The organism is Thermicanus aegyptius DSM 12793 (genome assembly GCF_000510645.1).
Taxonomy (GTDB): Bacteria; Bacillota; Bacilli; order Thermicanales; family Thermicanaceae; genus Thermicanus; species Thermicanus aegyptius.
In genome coordinates, this window is the sequence record NZ_KI783301.1 from 1,087,740 (window position 1) to 1,111,855 (window position 24,116).

Genomic DNA, 24,116 nt, shown 5'->3' on the forward strand with positions numbered 1-24,116 from the left:
ACCAGGTGGGGAAATACACGGTTGATGTGGAGAAATATGCCATTCGATGGGAACAGAAACTTCATTTGGATCGTAAAAGGCTGGTCGATTGGCGGATTAGGCGTTCCTCCTCACCAAGCGACTGGCCCGTATATACCCTGCAATTGACCTGGTATCCGGACCACATCAAACCGGAGGGGGATGTGGATGAGCATGTACTTCCCTCCGGTGCGGTACAGATGACCTTGGATGTGTCGGATGGGCAGCCAGTCTCTTTTTTTGCTCCGCAATGGGCGGTGGAGAGGGACATCGGTGACGTAGATGAAAGGAGAAAAGTTCAAGCTTCATGGAGCCGAAAGGAGGAAGAGAGAGCGGTTCGGACGGCCACTGACCTCATCGCTGACTGGATGGAAGGATGTTGTACGCTCTATAAGGTAAAGTCTGTGGATCGAGAGATGCTGCCGTCCGGGGTTACGCATCAGGTCACTTTCCGCGCGATGTGCGGCGAGGCTCCCTTTTATCCAATCTCTATGATTGAAGTGGGATTGGGGGCCTCCCACCAGGTTATTACTTTGCGTCGTTACGGAAGCCGATATGCCCATCACATAGATCCTACGCTTTGTCTTCCACCTTTGCTACAACCGGAGCAGGCGATTCGGCGATGCGGGCCGGTTGGGTTGAAGGTCATTTACCTTCCCGCGTGGTTGCGGGAGGGGTTGGAAAAAACGGAGAATATGCCGGCGCCGAAATGGGCATATATCCTCGATGAGGTTTGGGTGGATGCACGAAAGGGTGAACGGCTGTGGGTGACGGAAAAGGGAGAGTTCACAGAACAGGAACATGATCAAGCCCTTGAAGGGAGCTATCGGTTTCAACCACCCGTTCCTCTCTTGGATCTTTCGCCTATGAAAATCAATGAAGGGAAGAGGAATGAAACGGTTCCAGATACCTCCCCCGTATTATGGGGTAAAAGAGCTTACACATGCACCCAATGGGGATATAGAGGAAGCGCAGTTGTTCCCGGTGTATAAAATTGAGTCCCATTACTTGGTGGATGCCATAAGCGGCCGTTTGGTCCGTATGGAGTAAATCGCTCTCTGCTTGAAAACCTTCTACCCCCCTTCCCCTTTTTATTTTAGACGACGCATAATGGGGGGTCCCATCCACCACTCGTCAGGGAAGAGAGGGTTGTAATCGAAACCCATTATTGAAAAGAATGAGAGGGATTGGGTTCATCCTTTCCCTCTTTTTTTTTCATACAATGAATCCATTTTTATTTTTAGATGGAATGAAAAGTTCGATGTTCGATCAAGAAGGATTTACAAGTTGGATGTCGAATGAGGTAATCTGTGAAACGGTGGAAAAGCAACGCTCATATTCTCATCTGATTTTGCAAAAATGATATGGAACAGAAGGCTCTGCTGGAATGGGAAGAAGAATATTGCGAAGGAGTGGTGGGATGAGAACCTTTTCGTTGCGAAAAATTGGAAATCCCTTACATACGGTAGGCGGCAAACTCTTTTTCATCTATTTTGTCTCCATCACACTCATGGTTGGAGGGATCGGCTATTTCTCCTACATACAATCGTCCGAAGCGATCCAGGAAAAAGTAGCGGAGTCGGCCAAACAGACCATCCGGCTGGCTGCCGATAAAGTAGAAAAGGAGATCAAGTCCTACCTGGATGTGACCATGCAGCTCATCGCCGATACCGATCTCATGCAATGGGTGCGGGATTATTACAATCCGGAAATTGCCGGGTATGATCATTACCGGCGGTATAGCCAAATCGAAAAGAAACTTTCCAGTGTAACCCTGTGGAAAGAGGGAATCCGAAACATCACCGTCCTTCCCCTTTCCTCCGAAAAAGGAATTACAGGAAACAACTACTCGGGAATGATCCTCCGTGAAACTCCAGTGCAGGAGACATGGTTCCAACAGGTGGTGAAAGAAAACGGCTGGGCGGTCTTCCTCCCAACTCGTGAGAAGGGATATTATGCCGCCGATAAACCGTCCTTCGCCATAAGCCGCCTTATGGTGGACACCACCACGGGAAAGAAAATCGGTGTTCTCCTGTTGGAAATTGATGCAGAGGTGCTGGACAAAGCGCTTGGTGATCTCTCTATGGGTAAGGCTCGGCCGGTTGTTGTGCTTGATCCGGAGAATCATTTGATCCGTGCCAAAGAAAAGAGCGAAATTGGGAAGCCCTTTGAAATCCCCATTACGGCAGAGGAAAGGGATAAGGGGTTGACGCAGTCGGTAAGTTTTACCCGGGCCGGGAAATTGGTTATCTATAAAACGATGAAAGAATCAGGATGGACGGTGGCGGCAGCCGTGCCGGTCGCGGACTTGCTTCGTGAATCGGAGCAGATTCGCAACGTCGCGATCTTCATGGCACTGGGAGCGATGCTCATAGCGGTTCTTATCGGATTGTGGGTGTTGCGAATGGTGGGGAATCCTTTAAACCGCTTGAAGGAGTTGATGCGGGAGGCGGAAAAAGGGAATCTGACCGTACGGATGGAGGCGCGGGGGAAGGATGAGATTGGGGAGGTGGGGCGAAGTTATAACCATATGATGGAGAAGATCGCGAGCCTGATCCAAGCATCCCATACCAATGCCTCGTCGCTCATGGAGAGGGCGGAAGAGCTCTTAAAAGCCTCGAAGGAGACCGCCGCATCCGCTCAAGAGATGGCCCGCGCCACCGAGGAAATCGCCAAAGGAGCGATGCAGCTCGCCTTGGAAGCGGAGCAGGGAACCCGGCTCACGCACGAGATGCGGCAAAAGATGGAGGAAGTAGAAAAGGCAAGTCGCATCATGGATGCATCGGTTCGTGAGGTGGAGGAGGCAAGCTTTAGAGGAACCTCCTATATGGCGGAGCTGAGGCATAAGACCATCCAGACCGAGGAGATGACGCAGCGGATGGTGGAGAAGATCGATCGGCTCGGGCAGAACATGGGTTCGATAAAGGAAATTCTGGAAATCATGCAAAGCATCACGAAACAGACCAATATTTTATCCTTAAACGCTTCCATCGAAGCTGCCCGGGCCGGCGAGGTGGGAAAAGGTTTTGCGGTTGTGGCGGATGAAATCAGGCGCTTGGCCGAGCAATCGCGGCAATCCATCGATGTGGTGGGAGAGATCACTTCGACCATCGAACAGGATCTCCAAGAAACGTTGGATGTGGTGAGGAGAGCGGCTCCGCTTTATCGGGAACAAATCTCTGCCGTAAAGGGGGCCGATCTTCTCTTTACACAAGTGAGGGAGAAAATGAGCCAGCTCGCCGTCCGGTTGGCGGAGGTGACCGGTTCACTGGAACGATTAAAAGAATCGCAAAAAGCGCTGATCGCTTCCATGGAGAATGTGGGATCTTTCTCGGAGGAGTCTTCCGCCTCTTCGGAAGAGGTGGCTTTCAATAGCCAAAACCAGCGGGAGGTAAGTGAAGCCTTAGTCAAAATGTCTGAAAAGCTGGAAGGACTGTCCCGGGACATGCAGGCGAATCTCTCCTTCTTTCAGGTGTAACCCTTTGTTTTCTCTTTTCCGCCGCTTAATCGAGGAGTGTGTCGCCCTCCACGGGTTTTACGGGAGCCGATGCCTCTTGCCGAGAGGGGATTCCTGCTTTGTCCGCTCCTTCCAACTTCACCCGGATCTCTGCATTGAACTGATCCATTTTGTCGATGAAGGCTCGCCCCGATTCGATAATGCGGCGATTTGATTCTTCCGTGGTCTGGATGGCGGAGAAGAGATCGCTGAAGGCTTTTTGCAGGGTCTCGAAGGCGATGGAGGGCTGTTCCAACATCTTAGTGATCTCTTCCGTATTGCTCTTCAAGGCGGCCGCATTGGAGAGGATCATCTGCTCGGTGGCTTCATTGACTCCCTTCACCGCTTTCATCACTTTCTGTTGGTTGCTTAAGGCGAGCTGAATGGAAGCGGAGACGGTAACCACGTTTTGGGTCATTGTTATGGCGTTAAACACCGCTTCTTCCAGCTTTTCATTGTTTTCCTCGATGATGCCGATGGAGGCGATGGATTGGAGAAGAATATTTACCATCTGGGCCATGTTCCGGGTCCGGTTCGTCACTTTGGCCATTGCCTTTTCAATCAGCGCTTTATTTCCGGCCTGTTCCGGTTTTTGAAGTTCAGCCTCCAGCATCTCCAATAGGCGCTTGCCGAGATAGATCCGTTTTTCCAATTCATAGATCTGATCCTTTGCCATCTCCCGGATCTGTCTCAGTTGGATCGTATCTTCCTGAATCATATCCCGTCCATTTCGCAGAGAAGCGACGATGTTTTCGATCTGAGTCTGGATCGATTCATATTTACGGATGTAATTGGTAAGGGGATTGGAACCAAAGAGTTTGCGGAAAAGATTACCGACCCCCCCTTTTTTGAAGAAATGGTTTGGATTTAGTTCATCGACTCGGCTTCTCAGCTGCAGCAAGGTGTTGGGGATTTCCCCGTGCTTGTCGGAGATCATGTCTTTCACAGGACGCTTCAGAATCTCCAGCGAATCCCCGGCCTTTTGCTGGGTTACTTCCCCCAGGCGCCCCAGTTTGTCCAGGAGAAGTTCGGCCTCCTCTTCCTTTTTGGAGGAGAGGCGGACCACCATTGCCTCCGCTTCCTTTTGAATCTTCTGCATATCCTCCTCTTTCAGGTTAGAGACCATGTTTAACTCGTCCATCGCTTTGCTCACCCTTCATTCCTCCATTTTCCTTATTTCATTTTACCTTTTATTTTCATTTTACTCCTTGATGCGATCCAACATCGTCTGCACATTCTCATAGGTGGGGATATCGGCGATCTGATCCAAGGTTGTCGGTACCGTTACGTTCTTCTCTTTGAAAAAAGAGAGGAAATACTCCCCGTTTTTATAATTATTGCGGAAGCCGTGTTCATTAAAGATCTTTTGCAGCTCTTCATCATTCAGCAATACATCAAGGAGGCGATTTCCATTCTCTGTAAAACTGATGTAGATATGATTGGACCAGATGGTGGGTTCGGGATAAAGGGGGGTCAAACTGTCGCCGCCCCGCTGAAGACCGTTCGCCGCCACATAATTGATGAATTGGGCCTCGTAGACCCATACCAGGGGGGTATCGCCCCGCCCTTTGTTTAAATAATCTTCCCAGGGAAGGGCACTGGTGTGGCTTTTAAACCCCTGCAGATCGAAAAGCTTCTTGACCGATGGGATCACCGTCGGGATTTTATCCGCCGTGATCACTTGATTTCCATTCAGGATGCCTGAGGAGATGGCGAGATAGAGAAGTCCGGAGTTGGATTGACTGGGATCCGTCGTCTTCACCAAAACCGTCTTATTTGAGCGATAGAGGGAGGAGGCCCCCTTTAAATCGCTCCATTTTTTTTCTGAGATGGTGAGCCGGATCAGTTTGCCGATGTCCAGGATGGAAAGGGCACCCTCTTGCCGAATCAATCCGTTGTTTTCCAGAAGTGCTTTGATCGGCTCCCAGGAGGCGACGATCATGGGGGAGTAGCCGATGGAGGCGCTCTTTTTGATTTCCCCTTTATGCAGGGCTTCGATGCGGGAGACCGGGATTTCCGAGGAAGGCCAGAAGAAATCGATGCCTTCCGTGCTTAACTCCGCCATCTCCATACTTCCCGATTTCCTGAGATCCAAGGTGATTCCGTACTTTTTTTTCAAAATATCGATTACGCGGGGATCGCTAAGATAATCTTCTTTTTCACTTCCATAATATCCTTTCACCATGACAGGAGGCTTACGGTTTAAACCTGAAGTATCCAGGTTGGTGATAATCAAATAGCCCACGGTTCCTAGAATCAGGAGGACGAGAAGCACCGCGATTCCTTTTTTCATCGTTCCATCCCACCTTCGCTTTAGCTTCCATGAATCCGTTCATCCCATGCTCCGTTTGTTCTCGTCTTTTTTCCTTTTTAAAATCCATATCCTTTTTTCGGTATCTTTTCATCAGGGCATGCCCAGAGGATACTCATTGAAGATGGTTCTTTCCTCATCTCTATCTCAATCCTATAAATCCTTTGCGTTATATTTTTGGTCGATAAAAGCCACTTTTCGTTCCAGCTCCTGAATATCCTTCGCCTCGATGGTGGCGATGATCGCCTTTACTTCTTCCAGCATATCTTTCAGGCTCTTCAGGAGTTCTTCCCTTTTCAAATTGCGGGAGGAGGGGCTCAAGCGAAGATAAGGGTTGAGGAGACCGATAAGGTCACTCGTCCCTAAACGCCTCACCGTATGTTTCACTTCCGATAAGCCCATTTCCTCCGTATAGGGGAGGACGAAGCGGACCTTCTCGATGATCTCGGCCAGCACGCCGGTTATTTCCGGATCCAGGATCCTCCTTTTGATCAAGCGATTTTCGATATAAGACAGGGTTTTTAAAACATCCTGCACCCGCTCCACCTGATCAAGGCGGGTCAGTTCCTCTTTCGGCGGGAAGAAGGCAATCCCTAAGAGATACCCGCTCCCTCCGAGGGCAGCGGGAATCAGGAGGGAAACATAGAGGGGGAGTGCGCTCATGAGGAAGAGCATGAGAATGAGCCCCAATAGAAGTCCTGCTAACGTGACAATTCCCGCCCAGGTTTTGAATAAGAAGTTCAACATTCTTCGCTCCCCCTTTCATTCCTGGCTATACCTACGTACAGGATGAAGGCCGAAAAGTAGCAACCCACGCCTTTTTCCAAAAGGGAAGGGGATCGGTTCGCAATCCCTAAGCCCTAACCTAGTTGTAACCTCGCACATCTTTAAAGATCGTCTCCAAAGGCTCATGGATGGCATCAAAGGTTCGTCCGTGGCTCATTTCCGCCAGCTTCTTCATTTCCTCCACATTTCCTTCGCCGAAGAGGATAGGATAGATGGGGATTCTTTTCCCCGTTTTTTGGGTGTAGGCTTCGTAGTCCTTGGCGAACTCGTCGAAGCTGATTCCCCGGTTATTCTCTCCGTCGGTGAGGAGGACGATGGTGGGATAACGCTCATCTCCCGGTAAGACCTGTTTCAAGGCTTCGGAGAGGGCGCTATAGATGGCCGTTCCTCCACCCGATTCCGTCTCATGCTGAATAAATTGCTGCATCGCCTCCAGGTCCCCCTTTCCCGTTACTTCAAAGGATCTGGGTGGGTTAACCCGGTCGTTAAAGAGAATATATGTGACATGATCCTGTCGGGTAAAGCGGGCTAATTGCCCGGAGAAGCTAAGGTCGGTTCCCGTTAAGTTAAGGAGACTCTTCCGCAACCGTTCGATGCGATCCCCGCTCATGGAGCCGCTCATATCCAGGACAAAAAGGATCTGAGAAGGTTTCTTCACCTCGTCGAGGTAGAGGCGGATCATCTCCTGCAATACCTTCCCATCTTCAGGCAGGGGGAGAGAGTAGAGTACCCGATTGGTATCAATTCCGCCGGTTAAACGAAGGGGGATGTTTCCATAGAGAGGCCGGCGGTTCGTCTTTTCCATGGCCTGCCGCTGAAATTCCTGAGATTTAAGAACGCTTAAGACGCGGTCATAAGCCTCCTTTTTCTTTTCATTCAGGAGATAGAAGGGATAATCGGCCATGGCGATCCCTTCCTTCGGATAGACGATGATGAGGTCGGCCCCTTTCTTATTCAGTTCCGCGATGACGCTCTCATAGTTGACAATGGCATCTCCTCCCTCTTTCAGGAAGATATCGGCCAACCAGCCGCTGGAACCGGAGGATTTCTTAATCCCCTTCTGGAAGAACTCCTTCATGGAACGGATCAGATTTTCGTTTTTCAGATCTTCCATCGTAAGGGGGTCCGCCTTTTCCAGAAAGCCGTTCATCATGCCGACGACGCCCAGGGCTCCGGAATTGGAGCTGTTCATATTGGTCATATAAAATTGGAGTTGGTTTGAGACCACCTTCTCCCGGATATCGTTCCAGGTAATCTCCTCTTTGCTGAATCCGTCCGGTCCGATCCAACCATACTGCTGCGCCAGGCTGCGCTGAATGCCCAATACGACAGGGCTCATGAAGATCTTTTCGCTCGCGATGGGAGGATGCTTAATCTGGTCCCGGAACGCTTCAAGGTAGAATCCGTTGGGGATCCAGATGCCGTCATACATGACCTCTTCCCCGGCGATTTTTTCCACTGCAGCGAGGCTTCCGCTCTCATCCAATTGGATCTTTACGCCCGATTTTTGCTGGATGTAGTCAAGGAGACCTGTATCTTTCAAATCCTTTAATTCGGATCCGCCGATGATCCGCAAGGCATTGGGGTCGTTGGGGTCGATAGCTTGGTCGCTGCAACCGGAAAGGAAGAGAACCCAGAAGACGGAGATAACCAATAAGGAAGAAACAATCCGATTCATTCCTCCACATCCCTTCCCGCATTTTTTCTAACGCGCGTATTGTCGATCTACCCTATCGCATCGTCGTCGGATCATCGTTCCATCCTACGTTTGTTCTAGTTCGTCAGCATTAGACAAGATTCCTTCTCTTCCTCTTGGGAAGAGGGAATCTTTACATAATCTTAACATTTTTTTATCGATGCGAATGAGGCGTGATTTTATTTCCCTCTTTTTTACGAAGAGGAAAGGAAGAGGTTTCTCTTTCGTGATTGACAAATTATTTTGTATATAATAATATTGCATTAGTAAATAATTCCAATTCGTGACATAGGAGGAGAGATCGGAGAATGAAGAAAGGAATGATGCTCTTCGTTTCATGGATGATTCTTCTCTTTCAATTTCCATGGTATGACTATTCCTCGGTTTATGCGGAGCAGGAGAATACGGCGAAAGTAATTTCCATTGCTGCCGGGGGAGGTTATTCCCTTGCGCTGAAGGAAGATGGAAGCGTTTGGGCATGGGGGGCTGGTCAAACTTTCCTCATCCAAGTGAAGGACCTCACCGATGTGACCGCTATCGCTGCCGGAATGTCTCAATCCCTTGCCCTGAAGCTGGACGGAACCGTCTGGACATGGAGGGCTGGTCAAACTCCCATCCAAGTGAAGGACCTCACCGATGTGGTCGCTATCGCAGCAGGAAGCTCTTATTCCCTTGCGCTGAAGCGGGATGGAACCGTCTGGGCGTGGGAATGGAATCTTTTTGGTCAATTAGGAGACGGGACGAATGAAGATCGCCTAACCCCCGTTCAAGTGCAAAACCTTACAGATGTTGTCGCCATCGCCGCCGGACGTTATCATTCCCTTGCTTTGAAACAAGATGGGACGGTCTGGGTATGGGGGGATGGTCAAACTTTCCCCATCCAAATGAAGGACCTCACCGATGTGGTCGCCATCGCCGCAGGAAATGAATATTCCCTTGCCCTAAAGAGAGACGGAACCGTCTGGAGATGGGGTTTGAATGATGAAGCTTTATTCAGGTACGGTTGGACGACGGAAGATCGCTCCACCCCTGTTCAAGTAGAGAACCTTACCGATGTGGCGTCCATCGCCGCCGGGTGGTTGCATTCTCTTGCCCTGAAGAAAGACGGAACCGTCTGGGCATGGGGAAGGAATGAATCTGGTCAATTAGGAGATGGAACGGAGGAAGGATATAGTGCTACTCCTGTTCATGTGAAGGATCTCACCGATGTGGTCGCCATCGCCGCCGGGGAAAATCATTCCCTTGCCCTGAAGGGAGATGGAACCCTCTGGGAATGGGGATCATTATTTCACTCCCCCGTTCATCAAGTGAAAGGTTTTGCCGCAGCAAATGGAAGTGAACCTGTCCAACTCGATAGCCCGGTCCCAATCCAGATCACCAATCAACAACCGGCCGAACAGGTACATGCAGTGCCGAAGAATGTAGCTCCCCTATCCGATGCCTACACCGTCACATCGGCTGCACCGCTTGCAAAAGAAACCAAACTCACCATCAAAGTAGATCCTGCAAAATTGGCCGGCGTAGATCCATACAAGGTAGCCATCTGGAAATTTATTGAGACCCCATCGACGGGAAAGAAAGAAAAAACCTCGCAAACCGCCGCATTGAACGGATATTGGGAATCGATCGGAGGGAAAGTCGACTTAAGCACTTCAAGCGTCAGCAGCTACATCACCGAATATGGCACCTATGCCGTCATGCTCAGCAACCAAACCATTGCGGATATCCAGGACCACCCATACAAATACGAGATCGAAGTGCTGCTCGCCCAGGGGATCATCAAAGGATACAGCGAAACGGAATTCCGCCCCGATCAGGGCATTAGCCGAGCCGAATTCGCCAAAGTGATCGTCAAGGCGGCGCACTATCCATTAGGGAATGAGAATGCCGCTTTCAAAGATGTACCCAATGGCCATTGGGCCACGCGCTACATCGAAGCGGCACAACGGGCAGGAGCGATCAAAGGATACTCGGCAACCCAATTTATGCCGAACAACCTCATAAGCCGGGAACAAGCCGTGACGATCGTCGGCAGAGCGGGCCAACTGGGGACCTTAAACAGTCAAGAGATCGAAGCGCAGCTCAAAGGCTATCGGGATGGGACGAGCATCTCGGACTATGCGCGCGGATACTTCGCCGAAGCCATAAAACGGAACATGATCGCAGATCAAGAAGGATCTCTCCAGCCCCAACAACCCGCCACCCGCGCCGTCATCGCCAAGATGATCATGGCGCTCATGATCAGGCTGGGGTACCTATAGTATAGTGGCAAGAACGAAGGACCGACCTCTTTTAAGGCGGTCCTTTTTGACAATATCGCAGACGTACCACATTTCACAAATCTCCGAATTGACATTCGCCATTTTGTAGTATAAAATAACGATGAGATAAAGAAGCGAAGATGTTCACTCTTATTCCTCACCATACCCTGACCAGACCGCTTTCCTTATTCCAAAAATACCCGTGATTTGATAGAATTCAGGTAACAATCGGGGAGAGGGGATCATGGCCAATATCGACCAACCCATAAAGCGCCTTTTCCAACGAAGGCCAACCGATTGGGTTCGTTTTTCGGTGCCAGGCATCGAGGACCCGATCGTAAGGCCCTTCAAGACGGAGTATACGCCAAAAGTATCTTCAAAATTAGATGACGTGTTCTGGATTGAAAGCGAGAATAGCACGCCTTTTCTCATCCATTTTGAACCGATGGGATACCTGGATGAATCCTTGCCTATCCGCATGCTTCGATACCGAACCGATTTATGGGAAGCGACTTACCATGAGCAGAAGAAGATCATCCCCATTCTGCAAATCGTTCTCTACTTTTATCCGGCACACGATCATGGAACCCATCTCCTGCAGGAAGAGTGGCATGGAGAGAAATTCCTGGAGTACACCTACCGGGTGATCCGCATTTGGGAGCTTAGCCCGCAAGAGATCGTGGACAACGGATGGGTGGGGCTATACCCCCTTCTCCCCCTGATGAGAAGAAATGCGCCACGGAAAATACGCAAAGAAGCTCTTCAGTTTGGCGTGGATGCGATCATGAAGGTTACCGATATTGCGCTTCGGCGAGATTTGCTGGCCGTTATGGGGGTTTTGGCCGGCGAAATTTACCCCAAAGAGTGGATCCATTCAATGATAAGGAGGGAAATGATCATGGAATCTCCCATTTACCAGGATTGGATGAGGGAAGAACGGGAAAAAGCGATGCAGGAAGGCATAAAAGAAGGCATGAAAGAAGGGATGAAGGAAGGGATGAAGGAAGGGATGAAGGAAGGCATTAAACGAACCGCGAGGAATATGTTGGAAAAAGGCTTCGACGAGGAAACGATCATGGAAGTGACGGGGCTTACCAAAGAGGAAATCCTCCTTTTGAAAAAACAATAGGCGGTTCATTGGATGATCTAAACCCGACCCCATAGGCCCCTTTTCCTTTCCTATGAATGGCGGCGTACGGAAGGGATCTTGAAAACCAATCGCATGGACATTTTCATCCTCTGCCGGAGACGAGAGAAGGCCGATCGCAACGAATCGGCCTTTTTCGTGCGCCCAGCATGGGCATTATCTTTAGGGTGAAAGTCCCGAACGGGGGCTGGCGAGCGCCTACCGTTAGCCAAGAGCAAGGGTGACCATCGTGAGGTGGAAGCTGGAGGCAGCTTAAGGCAAACGCTTGACCTGAGGTCCACGAACCCAATTCGAGGCTGGATTGGTGAAAAATATTTTTACTCACCTTTCATCCCTTTCCAATGCAATTTCTCTTCCCGGACTTTCCTCCTCTAATGTTGGAATAATGAGAATACCAAGAATTGATATTAGGAATAAATAAACAGAAATAAAATATCCGGTGTTAATGGTTCCAATCTTCGCAAGCAGATAACCAAATAACGCATATCCTGGAAGGCTTGCTCCTGTTAGTAATAAATTATAGAAACTAAATATTCTAGCTAACATTTGACCGTTCGCATTGCTTTGTAAATAAGTATTTATAAATATTAAAAATACACCTTGCGAAATCCCTCCGATTAATAACCCGATGCTGAGTAATAATATAGGTAATTTTAACGCATATAACAAGATCACAAAACTAAATACAAGTGAAGAGATAATCATACCTGTTTTTTTCTTAATTTTTTTATATAATATTGGAGCAATGAATGAACCCATTGCAATGCCGATTAAACTAAAGGTAGTAAATAGATATAAATCTTCGGACCCCATATTTAAAACATCAATAAGATAGGATATTAAAAACATATCGATGGATGACCCAACAATCCATGCAAATCCAAAAATCAAAAATATTCTACTGAAAGAAGGATGGTTTCGAATATAAAGAATTGCCTCTTTAATATCAAGAAGAATATTAAATTCATTTTCCTTTTTGCCAAAACTTTTGACATACGGCTTAACGTTTAAAATCAATATCATTGATAGCAAATAAAAGGAAGCAGTGATCAATAACAAAGTACTTACATTTATATTTAATTTTATTAACCATGCAACGGTGCCATAAGAACCTAATTTCGCAAACATCATGGCCATCTGCAGGTAACCATTTGCATTTGAAAGTTTTTCTTGATTTACTATATTTGGCAATAAAGCTGAATTAGCAGGTAAATAAAACATGTTGTTTGTTGCGATTAAGAAAATCAAAAGATAAACAATGAACGGATTACTAAAGTAAAAAACGGCTATCATGAATAAAATGATTAGTGAGCTTCTAATTAAATCGGAAATAGCCATCACTTTCTGTAGTTCTCTATTTTCTACATAAGCTCCGGCAAAAAGCGAAAATAAAAATGCTGGTAATGTAGCTGAGATAAAAAATATAGACAATCCAAAACTTCCTACCTTTAGTTGTTCTAGTAAATTTAATAATGTTATAAATAGAAAGGCATCGCCAAAAACACTAAAAAATCTTGAAAAAAATAACAATATAAATTTCTTATCTTTTATCAAAAAAATCCCCCCATTTTTTTTACCAATTTTGTTTTGCAATTTAATAACAAACACATTTCCAAGATTTGATCTACCTTACACAGATCGCTCTTAGATTTCTGACTTATAAGAAGAGTGTTTAGATCGTGACTCCATCTTTTATTGCCATATAAAATCATCGACTCTCCACTGCAAAGGACTATTCTTTTCCTCCTTTCAATCGGTAGTAGTCCCCTCTTATAGAGGTTGCGAGTGACGTATTCAGAAACATAGGCTCCCCAATCTTGAAACGGACGGTTACTCGTATAATGATGAGACTTTTTGTAAGCTGCTTCGATGATTTAAAACGTAAATTGACCACTTATACAATGGCCAAATACACAAAACTAACTATTTTTTCATTTGATAAATGGTACCTGTTCTCAAGTCAATTCCGAATTTTTTATCCTCACTATACCAATCAATATTAATACTCTTTTCACAATGTAAAGTTGGAGTACCCCATTCTTTAACATATCGATGATGCCTAAACCAAAAACGCCAAAGGTGTGGATTTTTTTTTAAAGCGTTCCTAAAAAAACTATAAGCTTTTTCAACTGCTAATTCAAGTTGATTTTTATTTACAAAAAAGGGTTCATAAGCAATAATACGAGATCTACCTTGCTTAGATTGATCAGCTACTATAATGCATATTGGCTTTTGTAAAAGGGCTACTAAACGAAAAATTCCGCTTCTGATTTGTACAGTTGAAGATAAGTGTCTTACAAATATTTCATAAGAATCATTGCCTAATCCTGAATTCCCATCTAGATACAACAAAATACTCCCACTTTTTCTCAGTATCTTAAGTAATTTTAATCCGCTGCTATGATTTTCTGAAATAATATAGTTAACATTATTTTTTTCTCTTAACTCATTCCATTTTGTTAAACTTCGTTCACTTTCATATGACTCTGTATCTACAACAATATCAATAGAGTTTTCCTTATTCATATTTGTAGATTCATATATTTGAAAGGGAACATATCTGTAATCACCAAAATGATAGGTGGCAAAGACTCCGCCTTGTGCAAAACAACTTCTTATATGTTCTTCCCCTATAACCTCTTTAAAACCATGAAATAAATAAGGATCATCTCTATACAGATCTTGAATATGATTGTTTATCCTGTACTGTTTCCAAATATCTAAAATAGAATTGGCATCGTAATTAAAATATGAAAATTCTTTCGATATATTAACTAATGATTTAAAGTTTCCAATAGAGCTGCCGTGTTCTTTTTCATAAGCAAATACTTCATCCATAAACCGGTGAATTTTATTTAACATATTTTCATTCATTTAATAATCGCCCCTTCTTGATAATATTTTATAATGTTATTTCTAGATTTATTAATACCATCCAAAATATATGTCAGTATATGCAAAATTGGCTCATATTGATATAAATTTCCTCCCCCCAGACCTTCAACAATATCAGCTCCGATTATTTGTGGGAATGTATTAAAAATCTCTTGTATCGTATTTAAGAAAATTCTAAATGCAGGTCCTCCAACAGTTGGAAAATCAACTAGTGGAAAATCCTTAGGATCTAACACATCTGAATCAAAAGATATATATCCCAACGTATTTCCATAGTTTTCAATAGTTCTATAAATTATATCTTTAACTATACTTGGGCTTACCAGAGTAGATGGTACCTGTATTAATTTGGGGTGATAGTACATTTGTCCTAACGCTCTAAGCCCTCGCACCCCTATTTGAATAATTGCAGCTATCTTATCAAACTCAAGCAAATATCTTATAAAATTTGCATGATTAACTTCACGGTCTAATTTTAAAATATTTGATCCACAGTCGTGATGTGCATCAAATTGTATTATTAATAATTTTTTATTGATTTTATCAAGCAATGATTTAACCAAATAATATGATACAGAATGATCTCCACCAATAGCACAGAAACTTGATTTACTTAATAAGATGTTATCCAATATATTAGAAACATGCTGTACTAACTTATCGGAATCGTCTTCTTTATCAAAATAAAGATCCCCAAGATCTTCTATAAAGCAATCTTGTAATAATTGTTTATTACTATCTAAATCAAAAATACCAGAACTATTTTTACCATGTAGACCTATGTATATAGGAAGTCGTTGACTAACAGATCTTAAATAATATGGAAATAAATTGACCCTAGATTCACTAATTAAAGAGCCTTTATTATAGGGGATTCCGAATATTTTTATATCTGGTTCCTCGTTATTATCTGGAAAACCAAAAAAAGACTTTTCTTCTTTTAAATTGGACTGATGATCTTTATTAGAAAATATTGAATTAGGGTCTAATATGCCTTCCCAATATTTACTTAATGATTTATTTGTAAGCAAAACTTTGTTATTTATTTTTCTGATAATATATTTTGTTTCTTCCTCCAAGGAAAATCACCCCTCATGTGTTTTTGTATTTTTAAAAATAATTTAATCCAATAAATAAACGTAATTATAATTAATGTGATTTCTTCAGGGCTTGTAAGTCGGAAATATTTATAAATACTTGAGGTAACATAAATGATTGATATTAATGTTGTAATAGAAAATAAAAGAAGAAGTAGTTTAGCAAGTAAACTTCTTATAGTGTCTGTTTTACCCAATTTAACTAAATGAAAGCCATCTAGATTGTTATAAGGAAGTATATTAATCGTTATGCTCGGTATATATAACGCTACCAAATATGTAAGTTCTCTACTTAACGGTTGAAAGAAACACACTAATCCAAGTATAAATTGAAATATAACCCCTGCAATAGTCACAGAAAAGTCTTCTTCCGAATTCATCTTTCTACCAAAGTTGAATCTAACATTGAATTTAGAAAGAGAAAAATTTACGGTTGTCTGTTTAGCTCCTAAAATTTTAGCCATCACTAAATGTCCAATTTCGTGCACAATAACACTTAAATAAATGTAAATTGAAGATATAATCAGCATTTGAGAGGATTTTATTATAAATTCTATTATCTCCATTTTTAATTCCACTTCCTATTATACACATTATAACTGAACAAGAAAGGAAAACTAACATGTCTTATCACGCTACCTTTCATGCATTCGACGCTTTCCGTGTACTTTTTTCATCAAACAATGTTGTAAAAAAAGCCAAATTTGCTTAAATCCAAAAATCAGTAACATTGATTTATTAAGATATTTAAGATTGAAAAGGGGCATCTCTAAGCCGATAAATCGACTTATGAGACAGCCCCGTTTCTTCTAGCAACGGATTACATCACCGCAACGCACTACATCACCGCAACGCACTACATCACCTTCACGTTCCTCTTCATAGTTTTCCAACTCTTCAAGACTTACTTCTTTTAATTCTTCCATTTCGCAACACCTCCTTAAAAAATTTGTGAATCTATTTAGTATTATATACTAGTTATAACTATTGTCAATACAAAAATAGGATTCCTCCCAAAAAAACGGTTTAATTTTCCCCATGAAGTGGTTAATTATGCCCCTAGGGGGCGGAAATATGGAATGTAAGGATAGTGCCCCGTCAAGTGGTGTAAATTACATTCTATTCCTACTACGTGACATATTTCAGTTTTGGAATTGAATTTCTCAGCCCATAAGGGCTGCCCCTGCTGTTAGAGCTCGAAACTTCGTTTACGATCACTAACAGCAAGCCAAAATTTATTTATGCAGTATTGCCTCTGGTGCTAACAAAAGATGTTCATTCCCTGTTAACTTGGTTATCGATTCAAGACTAAAATATCTTCGCGATACACTCCATTCATCATGCTTGTTCTAACAGGATGTATCCAATCAGCCGGACGGCTGCCTCTCTATTTGAAAAAATGCCGACTACATCCGAACGCCTACGAATCTCACGATTCAAACGCTCTAATGGATTCGTTGGGTGGATCTGGCCCCAATGCTCTTTGGGAAAAGCCATATAGGCTAATACCTCATGCTCTGCTTGCTCTAGGATTTCCATGGCCTTTGGAAAACGTGGATGTAGTAGCTGTACCACTTGACGAAGCTGCTCTCGGGCTGCTTCTTGGCTCGGTTGAGCAAAGATGGTACGAATGATCGAAGAGACCATGGCTTGAGAGGATTTTGGTACCTGGCTTAGCACATTTCGCATAAAATGAACTCGGCAACACTGCCATGTTGCTCCGATGAGAACTTGTTCAATGGCTTGACGTAAACCTTCATGGGCATAGTTTTACCCCTTTAAGCCCACGAGCCATCAATTTACGTAAAAAGGACGTCCAGAAGGATCCGTCTTCACTCATTCCAATATCAAAACCCAGGACATCACGATCACCGGTTTCACGTACTCCAATGGCGATACACAAGGCCATACTACGAACTCGGCCCCCTTCACGGACCTTAGGAAAGGTCGCATCTAACCAAACATAAGTAAACGTCAAATAGAACCCATCTATGAACGTTGCTCTCGTCATGAGACCATCTTCCTCAGAGGGATGAGAGGAGGATTTTTTTATGACGCAAAACGAGCGTAGACCAATTTGGGAGACTCGTGTAGAAGCCTACCGGGCGAGTGGGGCGAGTGGACAGCGTGCATCGGAATGGTGCGCTGCCCATCAAGTCACTCCACGACAGCTTTCGTATTGGATGAAGAAGCTTAAAAAGGTCGATGAAATCTCGATCCGTTTTCAGTGGGTTTCCCTTCATGTAGATCATGCGATGAAAGAAGAAGGGAGGGCTTCCTTACTCGTCCAAGTGGGTTCGGTCGCCATCGAAGTGGGGCCTGGGTACAACCCATCTCTCTTAGCGGACGTGGTAAGGACGCTGAAAACCTTATGCTAAACGACATCCATCTCGATCACGCTATCTTGCCTGCGGGAGCACCGACCTTCGGAAGTCCATTGACGGATTAGCGGTCCTCGTCAAGGAAGAGTTCCAATTGGATCCGTTCTCCCCTTCTCTTTTTGTGTTTTGTAGTCGAAAGCGGGATAAACTGAAGATTCTCCATTGGATCACAACGGGTTCTGGCTCTATTACAGGCGCCCTGAGCGGGGAACCTTTCAGTGGCCAGAAGAACCGAACTCCACCCCGACCGAACTCCACCCCGTTGGAAATTAACCGCCGTCAGCTGCGTTGGCTTTTGGACGGCCTCTCCCTCGGAGGGCAGCAAGCACATCCTGAGGTTACGTCCCGCAGAACGGTATGAAAAACGTTTAGCGCGAAGCCGCCCTGTACTCGATACTTTTTTCGCATGGCTTCAGGCCATGGATTCCCAAGTCCTGCCCAAAAGTGCCTTTGGGCAGGCGTTCAGTATTGCCTGAATCAGTGGGAGAAATTAGAGGGTTTTCTTCAAGATGGTCGTCTCGAGATCGACAATAACCGGAGTGAGCGATCGATCAAACCGTTTGTCATCGGACGGAAAAATTGGCTGTTTGCCAACACCCCGCAGGGGGCTCAGGCTAGCGCGATCATCTATAGTGTGATTGGGCCGCCAAGGAGAATGGATTAAATCCATATCTGTATCTTACCTATCTTTTTAAGAAGCTTCCTAATCTGGATCTAAAAGCTCCAGATGCTTTCGATCCACTTCTTCCTTGGTCGGATACCTTGCCTTTTTCCTGTAGAATGTAATCCGCAAAGTGCGCAAAGATTGAATCCCCACTCTACCAGGGTGGGGACAGATTGTTGGCAAAGCCCCGTTTTTTTTACGGACTTTTGTTTTTACAAGTGATCAAACTATGGAAAATGGTAGTGTTAAGGGGAATGGAGTAGACTAAAATAATAAGGAAAATCGCCTCATCCTGCTCTCTTATCCAGGATATTGGCGATCTTCTTGATCTTCTGGCATGTAGCTGTTAATAACGCCTGTTGTTGCACCTTCTTAATTCCTCGAAAACGGCAATATCGAAGCCCATGGAGCTCTTTGGCATCCGCGAAACTTCGCTCAATCGTTTGGTATCGGAGTCGATATAAATATTTGCCCGACTGGCTTCTTGAATTGGCTCTTACCCATTCCTTGCTATCTTGCCACACATGCCGGGTAATCACTTTTGTCCTGTTTCGGGAACGGGTGCATTCTTTGAGCAACGGACACTGTGCGCAATGCTTCGGATCGGATTTGTAGTGCCGATATCCTTCTCGGTCTGTTGTGACGTATGCTAACTCATGTTTTTGGGGACATCTGTAGACGTTCTTCTCCGCGTCATACTTAAAACGCCATTTGCTCATTAACCCTTTGATCGGAGTATAGGCTCTTCGGCCGACGACGGCAAAGATGTTTTTTTCTTGCAGCTTCTTACATATGTACGATGTAAAATACCCGGCGTCCAGCGCAACCGCTTCAAGCGTCTGCTCAAACCCGAATTTGCTCACGATATGCTCAAGTCGATCGATGTAAGGAACAGAATCATGGACGTTTCCCGGTGTAATATGCACATCGGTAATGATGTTGTACTTATGATCAACGGTACGATGGTCGAGATAGAAAAACCCTTCCGGTTTTCCATCGCGAACCATGTAGCCGCTATCCGGATCTGTCGTGCTCACCTTCATCTCTTTTTCTTCTTTCACTTCCTTTCTCGCTTTTAAGAGTTTTTTCCGTTTGCCTCGCGGTCGGCCATAACGGCCTGATCCAACTCATCAATATAAGCCTTTGTGCTCTGTGTGACTTGCGTCTTGATCAATTTCCGCTTATTGGCGTTGGCTTTCAAATGAGTGGAGTCGGTGATGAGTACGCGGCCACCCACAAGACGGTGATTCATGGCGAGTAGCACAACCCGGTCGAAAATTTTCTGAAATACGTCGCCTTCCTTTAGCCTCTCCCGAAAGTAGCTGAGTGTGCTGTGATCCGGTACCCGGTCTTGCAAGTTGAGGCCAAGGAACCATCGGTAAGCGATATTGGAATGAACCTCCATTTCCAATTGTCGTTCGGAACGGATTCCGAAGAGATAGCCGATGAATAGCATCTTAAATAGCATGACGGGATCAGCAGAAGGCCGACCGTTATCTTCACAGTAGTAGGGGCGAACGAGTTCAAGGATAAAGGAGAAGTCGATGTGTTTTTGAATTTTACGAAGTGGATGATTCGGGTGAACAAGATCTTCGATGCAGACAAACTCGAACTCATTTTGTACGTTAGAATTAGAACGAAGCACGAAACCACCGCCTTTACAGTATAGTTTTATTATACCATATTAACGCGGTGCATTGTTAAAAATTAAGTCCCAAAAAATTAGCCTGTTGAGGTTTTTCGACAGGCTGACCCCACTCTACCAGGGTGGGGATTTTTTCTCTCTTTTCCTAGTGAGTCGTTCCATCTTCACTTTTTATATTCAGAAGGTGGGGTTAGCTACCATCAGTGGATCGAACAACATGCTGACTTAAGAGGTGAAGAATTGGTCATTTATACGGGTGGCTACCCCCATCGTGCGTTACAAAACTTTCTGAGGAAATTGTCTGATTCTCTCTTGGGGGCATCCGGCGGGACGGAAATATGCCACTGGGGGGATATCGACTTAGGGGGTATCCGGATTTTCGAGTACTTGAAGGCACAATTTTTTCCGCATTTAAGCAAAGTCCTGTTGTCTATGAAAATACGCGGTATGGCTTCTACTTCTACCTGCCGGAGACCTGGAAAGGATATTCTATCGTTGAGGAACAATGGGAGGGTACGAGCAGCGGAGAGATGATTGAAACCGGCCCACAGCTTTTGATACGGCATCCGAACTGGACTCAGAAGAACCCGCGCCAGGACATCCCCATTATGGTTTTCACGCATGAGCAATGGAATGCTCTGCAGAATGGAGATTTTTCCGTTAGTGCAGCGCCCATCGGTCCGAGTAAACTGGGAAGCAATTCCGTATACGTCTTTGCGCTGCCGGCCCGCTACAATTATGCCTTCCAAACGGGCTTTGAAGAAGTGGAGGAAATTCTGAAGAATAATCCCCTTTGGCCAATGGAGCCCAAATGACGATGATCTAGGTTTCCAGTACAACGATTACAGACGTCAGTCAATCGCAACTGACGTTTTTCTTTTTTTATTTGAAGCTGTTAAACGATTACGATACTCCGAAAGTATGAATTTCAATTATGAAAAGATGGTATAATGGATAGAGATTCACATGATTTGACGAGGGAACGTGCGAAAGATCATGGGCCAATGGACGAAGACAGACGGCATCATTCGGGATAAACCGGTTACCTGGAGCTAAATCTTAGGGGAGGTACAATATGGCGAAAAATAAAATCCTTGCAATGAATCAGTTGGGTTTTCAGTGGAAAGGGTATGATCCTTTTTTATTTTGCATGCATCACAAGGATGCTTATCCAAGGGGAAATGAGGAGATGGGGCCGGATGCCTCTTTAGAAGGGAGAAATATCGGCACTGACTTTCAAGGGAAAGATGGATGGAATATGTATCACGGCGATACGGTTCCCGGATTTCCCCAACATCCCCATCGAGGTTTTGAGACGGTAACGGTGGTGCTGGAAGGCTATGTGGACCATGCCGATTCAAGCGGCGCTGCAGGCCGCTATGGAGCCGGTGATGTGCAATGGCTCACGGCAGGAAGGGGTGTCAACCATTCGGAAATGTTTCCTTTGATTCATCAGGACAAAGAGAATCCATTGGAGTTATTTCAAATATGGCTTAATCTGCCTAGGAAAGATAAATTTGTTGAGCCGCATTACAAAATGCTTTGGGCGGAGGATATCCCCGTAATTGAATCCAAAGATGCGAATGGGAAGAGTATCACCATCCGCCTGATCTCAGGTTCCGATAAGGGGATTAAAAGTCTGGATCCTCCGCCGCACTCCTGGGCAGCCGACGAGAACAACCATGTGGGGATATGGCTTATTCACATGGAACCTGAAGCGGTAATTCAGCTTCCAAAGGTCTCCTCCACATTAAACCGGACCATATACTTCTACGACGGAGATACCATTACCATCGAGGACATCCTCGTGAAGGTTTCCCATAGTGTAAGGCTTGCCGGGGATGAAACGATAGACATCAAAAACGGTTCAAAGGAGAGCCGCCTATTGCTTTTGGAAGGGGAACCCATCGGTGAACCTGTCGTCAGTTATGGACCATTTGTGATGACCACGGAGGAAGAGATTCGTCAAGCCTTTGCCGATTATCGAAGAACCGAGTTTGGGGGCTGGCCATGGCATCGGGATGATCTGGTCCATCCAAGGGAGAAAGGCAGATTTGCACAGTATTCCGATGGGCGAGTGGAAAATCGATCATTTTAGTTTTTTATCCGGATCATCCGGATTGCATAGAATGTTTAGATGATTTTTTAGATGAATTTAATGTAGTATTTTACGAATAAAAGCGTATGATCATAGTTATGAAGGGAATTGTGATCCATGCCAAACATTAAACCCATATCCGATTTAAGGAATTACAACGAAAATAGGTGAACCTGTTTTTTAACAAAAAATGGAAGATGGAAATATGTTATTATTGAGATCCATGAATATGAGAAATTAAAGGCTTCGTTAAAGCTGATGTCACAGCTTGCCCAAGGAGAACTGGCTGGAAAAGAGAAGGGATGAATGATTATAGAGGAAGTGGAAGCAGAACTGGGGATTGATGATGTACTCAACTTTCGGTGCGACCAAGCCTAGGTTGTGAAGTTTAGCAGGTGGAAATCCTGCTTGGAAAGGCTAAAGCCAAGCCACCAATAGCGAGTCTTGGACGACTGGAAGTAATTTCAGACGTTAAGCGTAGACAGCCAGGTAGTAGGCCTGAACGTGATGGAGCCTCGAAAAGAGTAAACCGGAGAGGTCGACGTTTTCGAAAGTACGGAAGACAACACTCATTTCTGCGTTAATGGCAAGTAGGAATGAGCTCTCCCGGGGTCGAAGAGCCAGGCATGCTATACAATGACTTCACAGCAACTTGGGAGGCCCTGCCCATTCTTCGGAAAGGAAGTATGACAAACAACCGATCGCAAGGGAGGATGTCAAATGATGGACAGGGAGTCGGATCACTGCGTAGTACCGATGAAACCGAGTAATGTCGGCGGAGGGAAGGCAGGGACATATCACCGACTTGCTATGGACACATTTTCTACACACAGGGGTAGGCCAAAAATGCAAACAAAACTAGCGAGAATAGCAGAGATTGCTAAAGAAAATCCAAAAGAGCAATTCACATCGCTGTATCACCTCTTGAACGAGGAGCTGCTGACGCAATGCCATCGAGAACTGGATGGCAATAAGGCAGCAGGTGTCGATCAAGTCACGAAAGCAGCGTATGAGGAAAACTTGGAATCAAACATCAAAGACTTGGCAGAGCGGCTAAAAAGGAAAAGTTACCGACCGCAACCTGTAAGAAGAACATATATACCTAAGGATGAAAAGAGCAAAAGGCCGCTCGGCATCCCTTCTTACGAAGACAAAATCGTGCAGTTGGGACTGAACAAGATTTTACAGGCCATCTACGAGCAGGACTTTCTAGACCTATCCTACGGCTTCCGACCGGGAAGAAGCTGTCATGACGCGCTGAAAGCACTGAATCGCATCATCGAGTATAGAAAAACCAGCTATATTGTGGACGCCGACATCCGCAGCTTCTTCACGAATGTCAATCACGAATGGCTCATGAAATTCCTTGGAGTAAGAATGGCGGACCCCAATATTCAAAGACTAATCTGGCGTTTTCTGAAGGCCGGGGTTATGGAACAGGGCACGTGGGAGCCGACGGAAACCGGCACTCCTCAAGGGGGATTATGCAAAGCTTCGCATAATCCCCCTTATGCGAAGAAAGTAATTATGCAAAGTAAACAATAAAAATGCTTATAGATTCAAGGTTTCGCTTCGATTTACTTTGCATAATATCCGAAGATGGTAATAGGAGCTTGATGCT

19 protein-coding genes and 2 pseudogenes are annotated in these 24,116 nt (G+C 45.1%); 11 read left to right on the top strand and 10 right to left on the bottom strand.

All coding sequences use genetic code 11. The features are described 5' to 3' along the window. Positions 1-5 precede the first annotated feature (5 nt). Both THEAE_RS0105840 and THEAE_RS0105850 read left to right on the top strand, forming a co-directional pair. Positions 6-1,010, top strand: a complete 1,005-nt coding sequence (locus tag THEAE_RS0105840; RefSeq protein ID WP_156920559.1) for a hypothetical protein — start codon at positions 6-8, stop codon at positions 1,008-1,010. A 428-nt stretch (positions 1,011-1,438) separates the two neighbouring features. Beyond that, the gene (locus tag THEAE_RS0105850; protein ID WP_028986816.1) at positions 1,439-3,496 is read left to right on the top strand and encodes a methyl-accepting chemotaxis protein; all 2,058 of its coding nucleotides are present in this window, start codon (positions 1,439-1,441) and stop codon (positions 3,494-3,496) included. A 25-nt stretch (positions 3,497-3,521) separates the two neighbouring features. Here the strand turns inward: THEAE_RS0105850 and THEAE_RS20085 are convergent, their stop codons facing one another. The 4 genes from THEAE_RS20085 to THEAE_RS0105870 form a co-directional block, all read right to left on the bottom strand. Beyond that, positions 3,522-4,667 carry a toxic anion resistance protein gene (locus THEAE_RS20085; RefSeq protein ID WP_245605529.1) on the bottom strand — a complete coding sequence of 382 codons (1,146 nt, stop codon included), beginning with the start codon at positions 4,665-4,667 and terminating at the stop codon, positions 3,522-3,524. Positions 4,668-4,715: 48 nt separating this feature from the next. Beyond that, on the bottom strand, positions 4,716-5,807 hold the full coding sequence (locus tag THEAE_RS0105860) for a substrate-binding domain-containing protein (RefSeq protein ID WP_028986817.1): 1,092 nt from the start codon (positions 5,805-5,807) through the stop codon (positions 4,716-4,718). Positions 5,808-5,978: 171 nt separating this feature from the next. Then, entirely contained in the window at positions 5,979-6,572 is a 594-nt protein-coding gene (locus THEAE_RS0105865; protein ID WP_028986818.1) for a hypothetical protein, read from the bottom strand. Positions 6,573-6,690: 118 nt separating this feature from the next. Beyond that, positions 6,691-8,289 (bottom strand): vWA domain-containing protein, encoded by a 1,599-nt coding sequence (locus THEAE_RS0105870; protein WP_028986819.1) that lies wholly within the window; start codon positions 8,287-8,289, stop codon positions 6,691-6,693. A gap of 326 nt (positions 8,290-8,615) precedes the next feature. Here THEAE_RS0105870 and THEAE_RS21915 point away from each other — a divergent pair, with 326 nt between their 5' ends. Both THEAE_RS21915 and THEAE_RS20095 read left to right on the top strand, forming a co-directional pair. Further along, positions 8,616-10,568, top strand: a complete 1,953-nt coding sequence (locus tag THEAE_RS21915; protein WP_052329788.1) for an S-layer homology domain-containing protein — start codon at positions 8,616-8,618, stop codon at positions 10,566-10,568. 244 nt (positions 10,569-10,812) lie between these two features. After that, positions 10,813-11,697: an RpnC/YadD family protein gene (locus tag THEAE_RS20095; RefSeq protein WP_052329790.1), complete on the top strand. Its 885-nt coding sequence runs from the start codon at positions 10,813-10,815 to the stop codon at positions 11,695-11,697. 339 nt (positions 11,698-12,036) lie between these two features. Here the strand turns inward: THEAE_RS20095 and THEAE_RS0105890 are convergent, their stop codons facing one another. The 5 genes and pseudogenes from THEAE_RS0105890 to THEAE_RS20100 form a co-directional block, all read right to left on the bottom strand. Then, on the bottom strand, positions 12,037-13,269 hold the full coding sequence (locus THEAE_RS0105890; protein WP_028986821.1) for an MFS transporter: 1,233 nt from the start codon (positions 13,267-13,269) through the stop codon (positions 12,037-12,039). Between the two features lie 369 nt (positions 13,270-13,638). Next, positions 13,639-14,589: a hypothetical protein gene (locus tag THEAE_RS0105900; protein WP_028986822.1), complete on the bottom strand. Its 951-nt coding sequence runs from the start codon at positions 14,587-14,589 to the stop codon at positions 13,639-13,641. After that, positions 14,586-15,689: an arginase family protein gene (locus THEAE_RS0105905; protein WP_028986823.1), complete on the bottom strand. Its 1,104-nt coding sequence runs from the start codon at positions 15,687-15,689 to the stop codon at positions 14,586-14,588. The genes THEAE_RS0105900 and THEAE_RS0105905 overlap by 4 nt, the downstream gene beginning before the upstream one ends. After that, a complete protein-coding gene (locus THEAE_RS0105910; protein WP_028986824.1) occupies positions 15,653-16,273 on the bottom strand; it encodes a zinc metalloprotease in 621 nt (206 codons plus the stop codon). Before THEAE_RS0105910 ends, THEAE_RS0105905 begins: the two co-directional genes overlap by 37 nt. A gap of 669 nt (positions 16,274-16,942) precedes the next feature. Further along, a pseudogene (locus THEAE_RS20100) lies at positions 16,943-17,679 on the bottom strand (IS256 family transposase); the annotation flags it as partial. 79 nt (positions 17,680-17,758) lie between these two features. Between THEAE_RS20100 and tnpA the strand changes: the two are divergent. The 3 genes and pseudogenes from tnpA to THEAE_RS22415 all read left to right on the top strand — a co-directional run. Then, positions 17,759-18,085 (top strand): IS66 family insertion sequence element accessory protein TnpA, encoded by a 327-nt coding sequence (gene tnpA, locus THEAE_RS0105930; RefSeq protein ID WP_028986827.1) that lies wholly within the window; start codon positions 17,759-17,761, stop codon positions 18,083-18,085. Between the two features lie 58 nt (positions 18,086-18,143). Continuing rightward, on the top strand, positions 18,144-18,449 hold the full coding sequence (gene tnpB / locus THEAE_RS23825) for an IS66 family insertion sequence element accessory protein TnpB (protein ID WP_156920700.1): 306 nt from the start codon (positions 18,144-18,146) through the stop codon (positions 18,447-18,449). Continuing rightward, a pseudogene (locus tag THEAE_RS22415) lies at positions 18,433-18,874 on the top strand (IS66 family transposase); the annotation flags it as partial. The gene tnpB and the pseudogene THEAE_RS22415, both read left to right, overlap by 17 nt. A gap of 165 nt (positions 18,875-19,039) precedes the next feature. Here the strand turns inward: THEAE_RS22415 and THEAE_RS22420 are convergent. Further along, a protein-coding gene (locus tag THEAE_RS22420; protein WP_156920560.1) for an IS1182 family transposase occupies positions 19,040-20,397 on the bottom strand; the annotation gives its coding sequence in 2 pieces (ribosomal slippage) (positions 19,040-19,833 and positions 19,833-20,397; 1,359 coding nt in all). 240 nt (positions 20,398-20,637) lie between these two features. On the opposite strand from THEAE_RS22420, the gene THEAE_RS23830 reads away from it, so the two are divergent. The 4 genes from THEAE_RS23830 to THEAE_RS20115 all read left to right on the top strand — a co-directional run bounded on the left by THEAE_RS23830 (position 20,638) and on the right by THEAE_RS20115 (position 24,040). After that, positions 20,638-20,931, top strand: a complete 294-nt coding sequence (locus THEAE_RS23830) for a Wadjet anti-phage system protein JetD domain-containing protein (protein WP_211233478.1) — start codon at positions 20,638-20,640, stop codon at positions 20,929-20,931. Beyond that, positions 20,928-21,212 (top strand): hypothetical protein, encoded by a 285-nt coding sequence (locus THEAE_RS23835; RefSeq protein ID WP_211233479.1) that lies wholly within the window; start codon positions 20,928-20,930, stop codon positions 21,210-21,212. Before THEAE_RS23830 ends, THEAE_RS23835 begins: the two co-directional genes overlap by 4 nt. 260 nt (positions 21,213-21,472) lie before the next feature. Beyond that, complete coding sequence (locus THEAE_RS0105960) at positions 21,473-22,495, top strand: pirin family protein (protein WP_028986830.1); 1,023 nt, start codon at positions 21,473-21,475, stop codon at positions 22,493-22,495. Between the two features lie 846 nt (positions 22,496-23,341). Continuing rightward, the gene (locus THEAE_RS20115; RefSeq protein ID WP_052330208.1) at positions 23,342-24,040 is read left to right on the top strand and encodes a reverse transcriptase domain-containing protein; all 699 of its coding nucleotides are present in this window, start codon (positions 23,342-23,344) and stop codon (positions 24,038-24,040) included. Positions 24,041-24,116 lie beyond the last annotated feature (76 nt).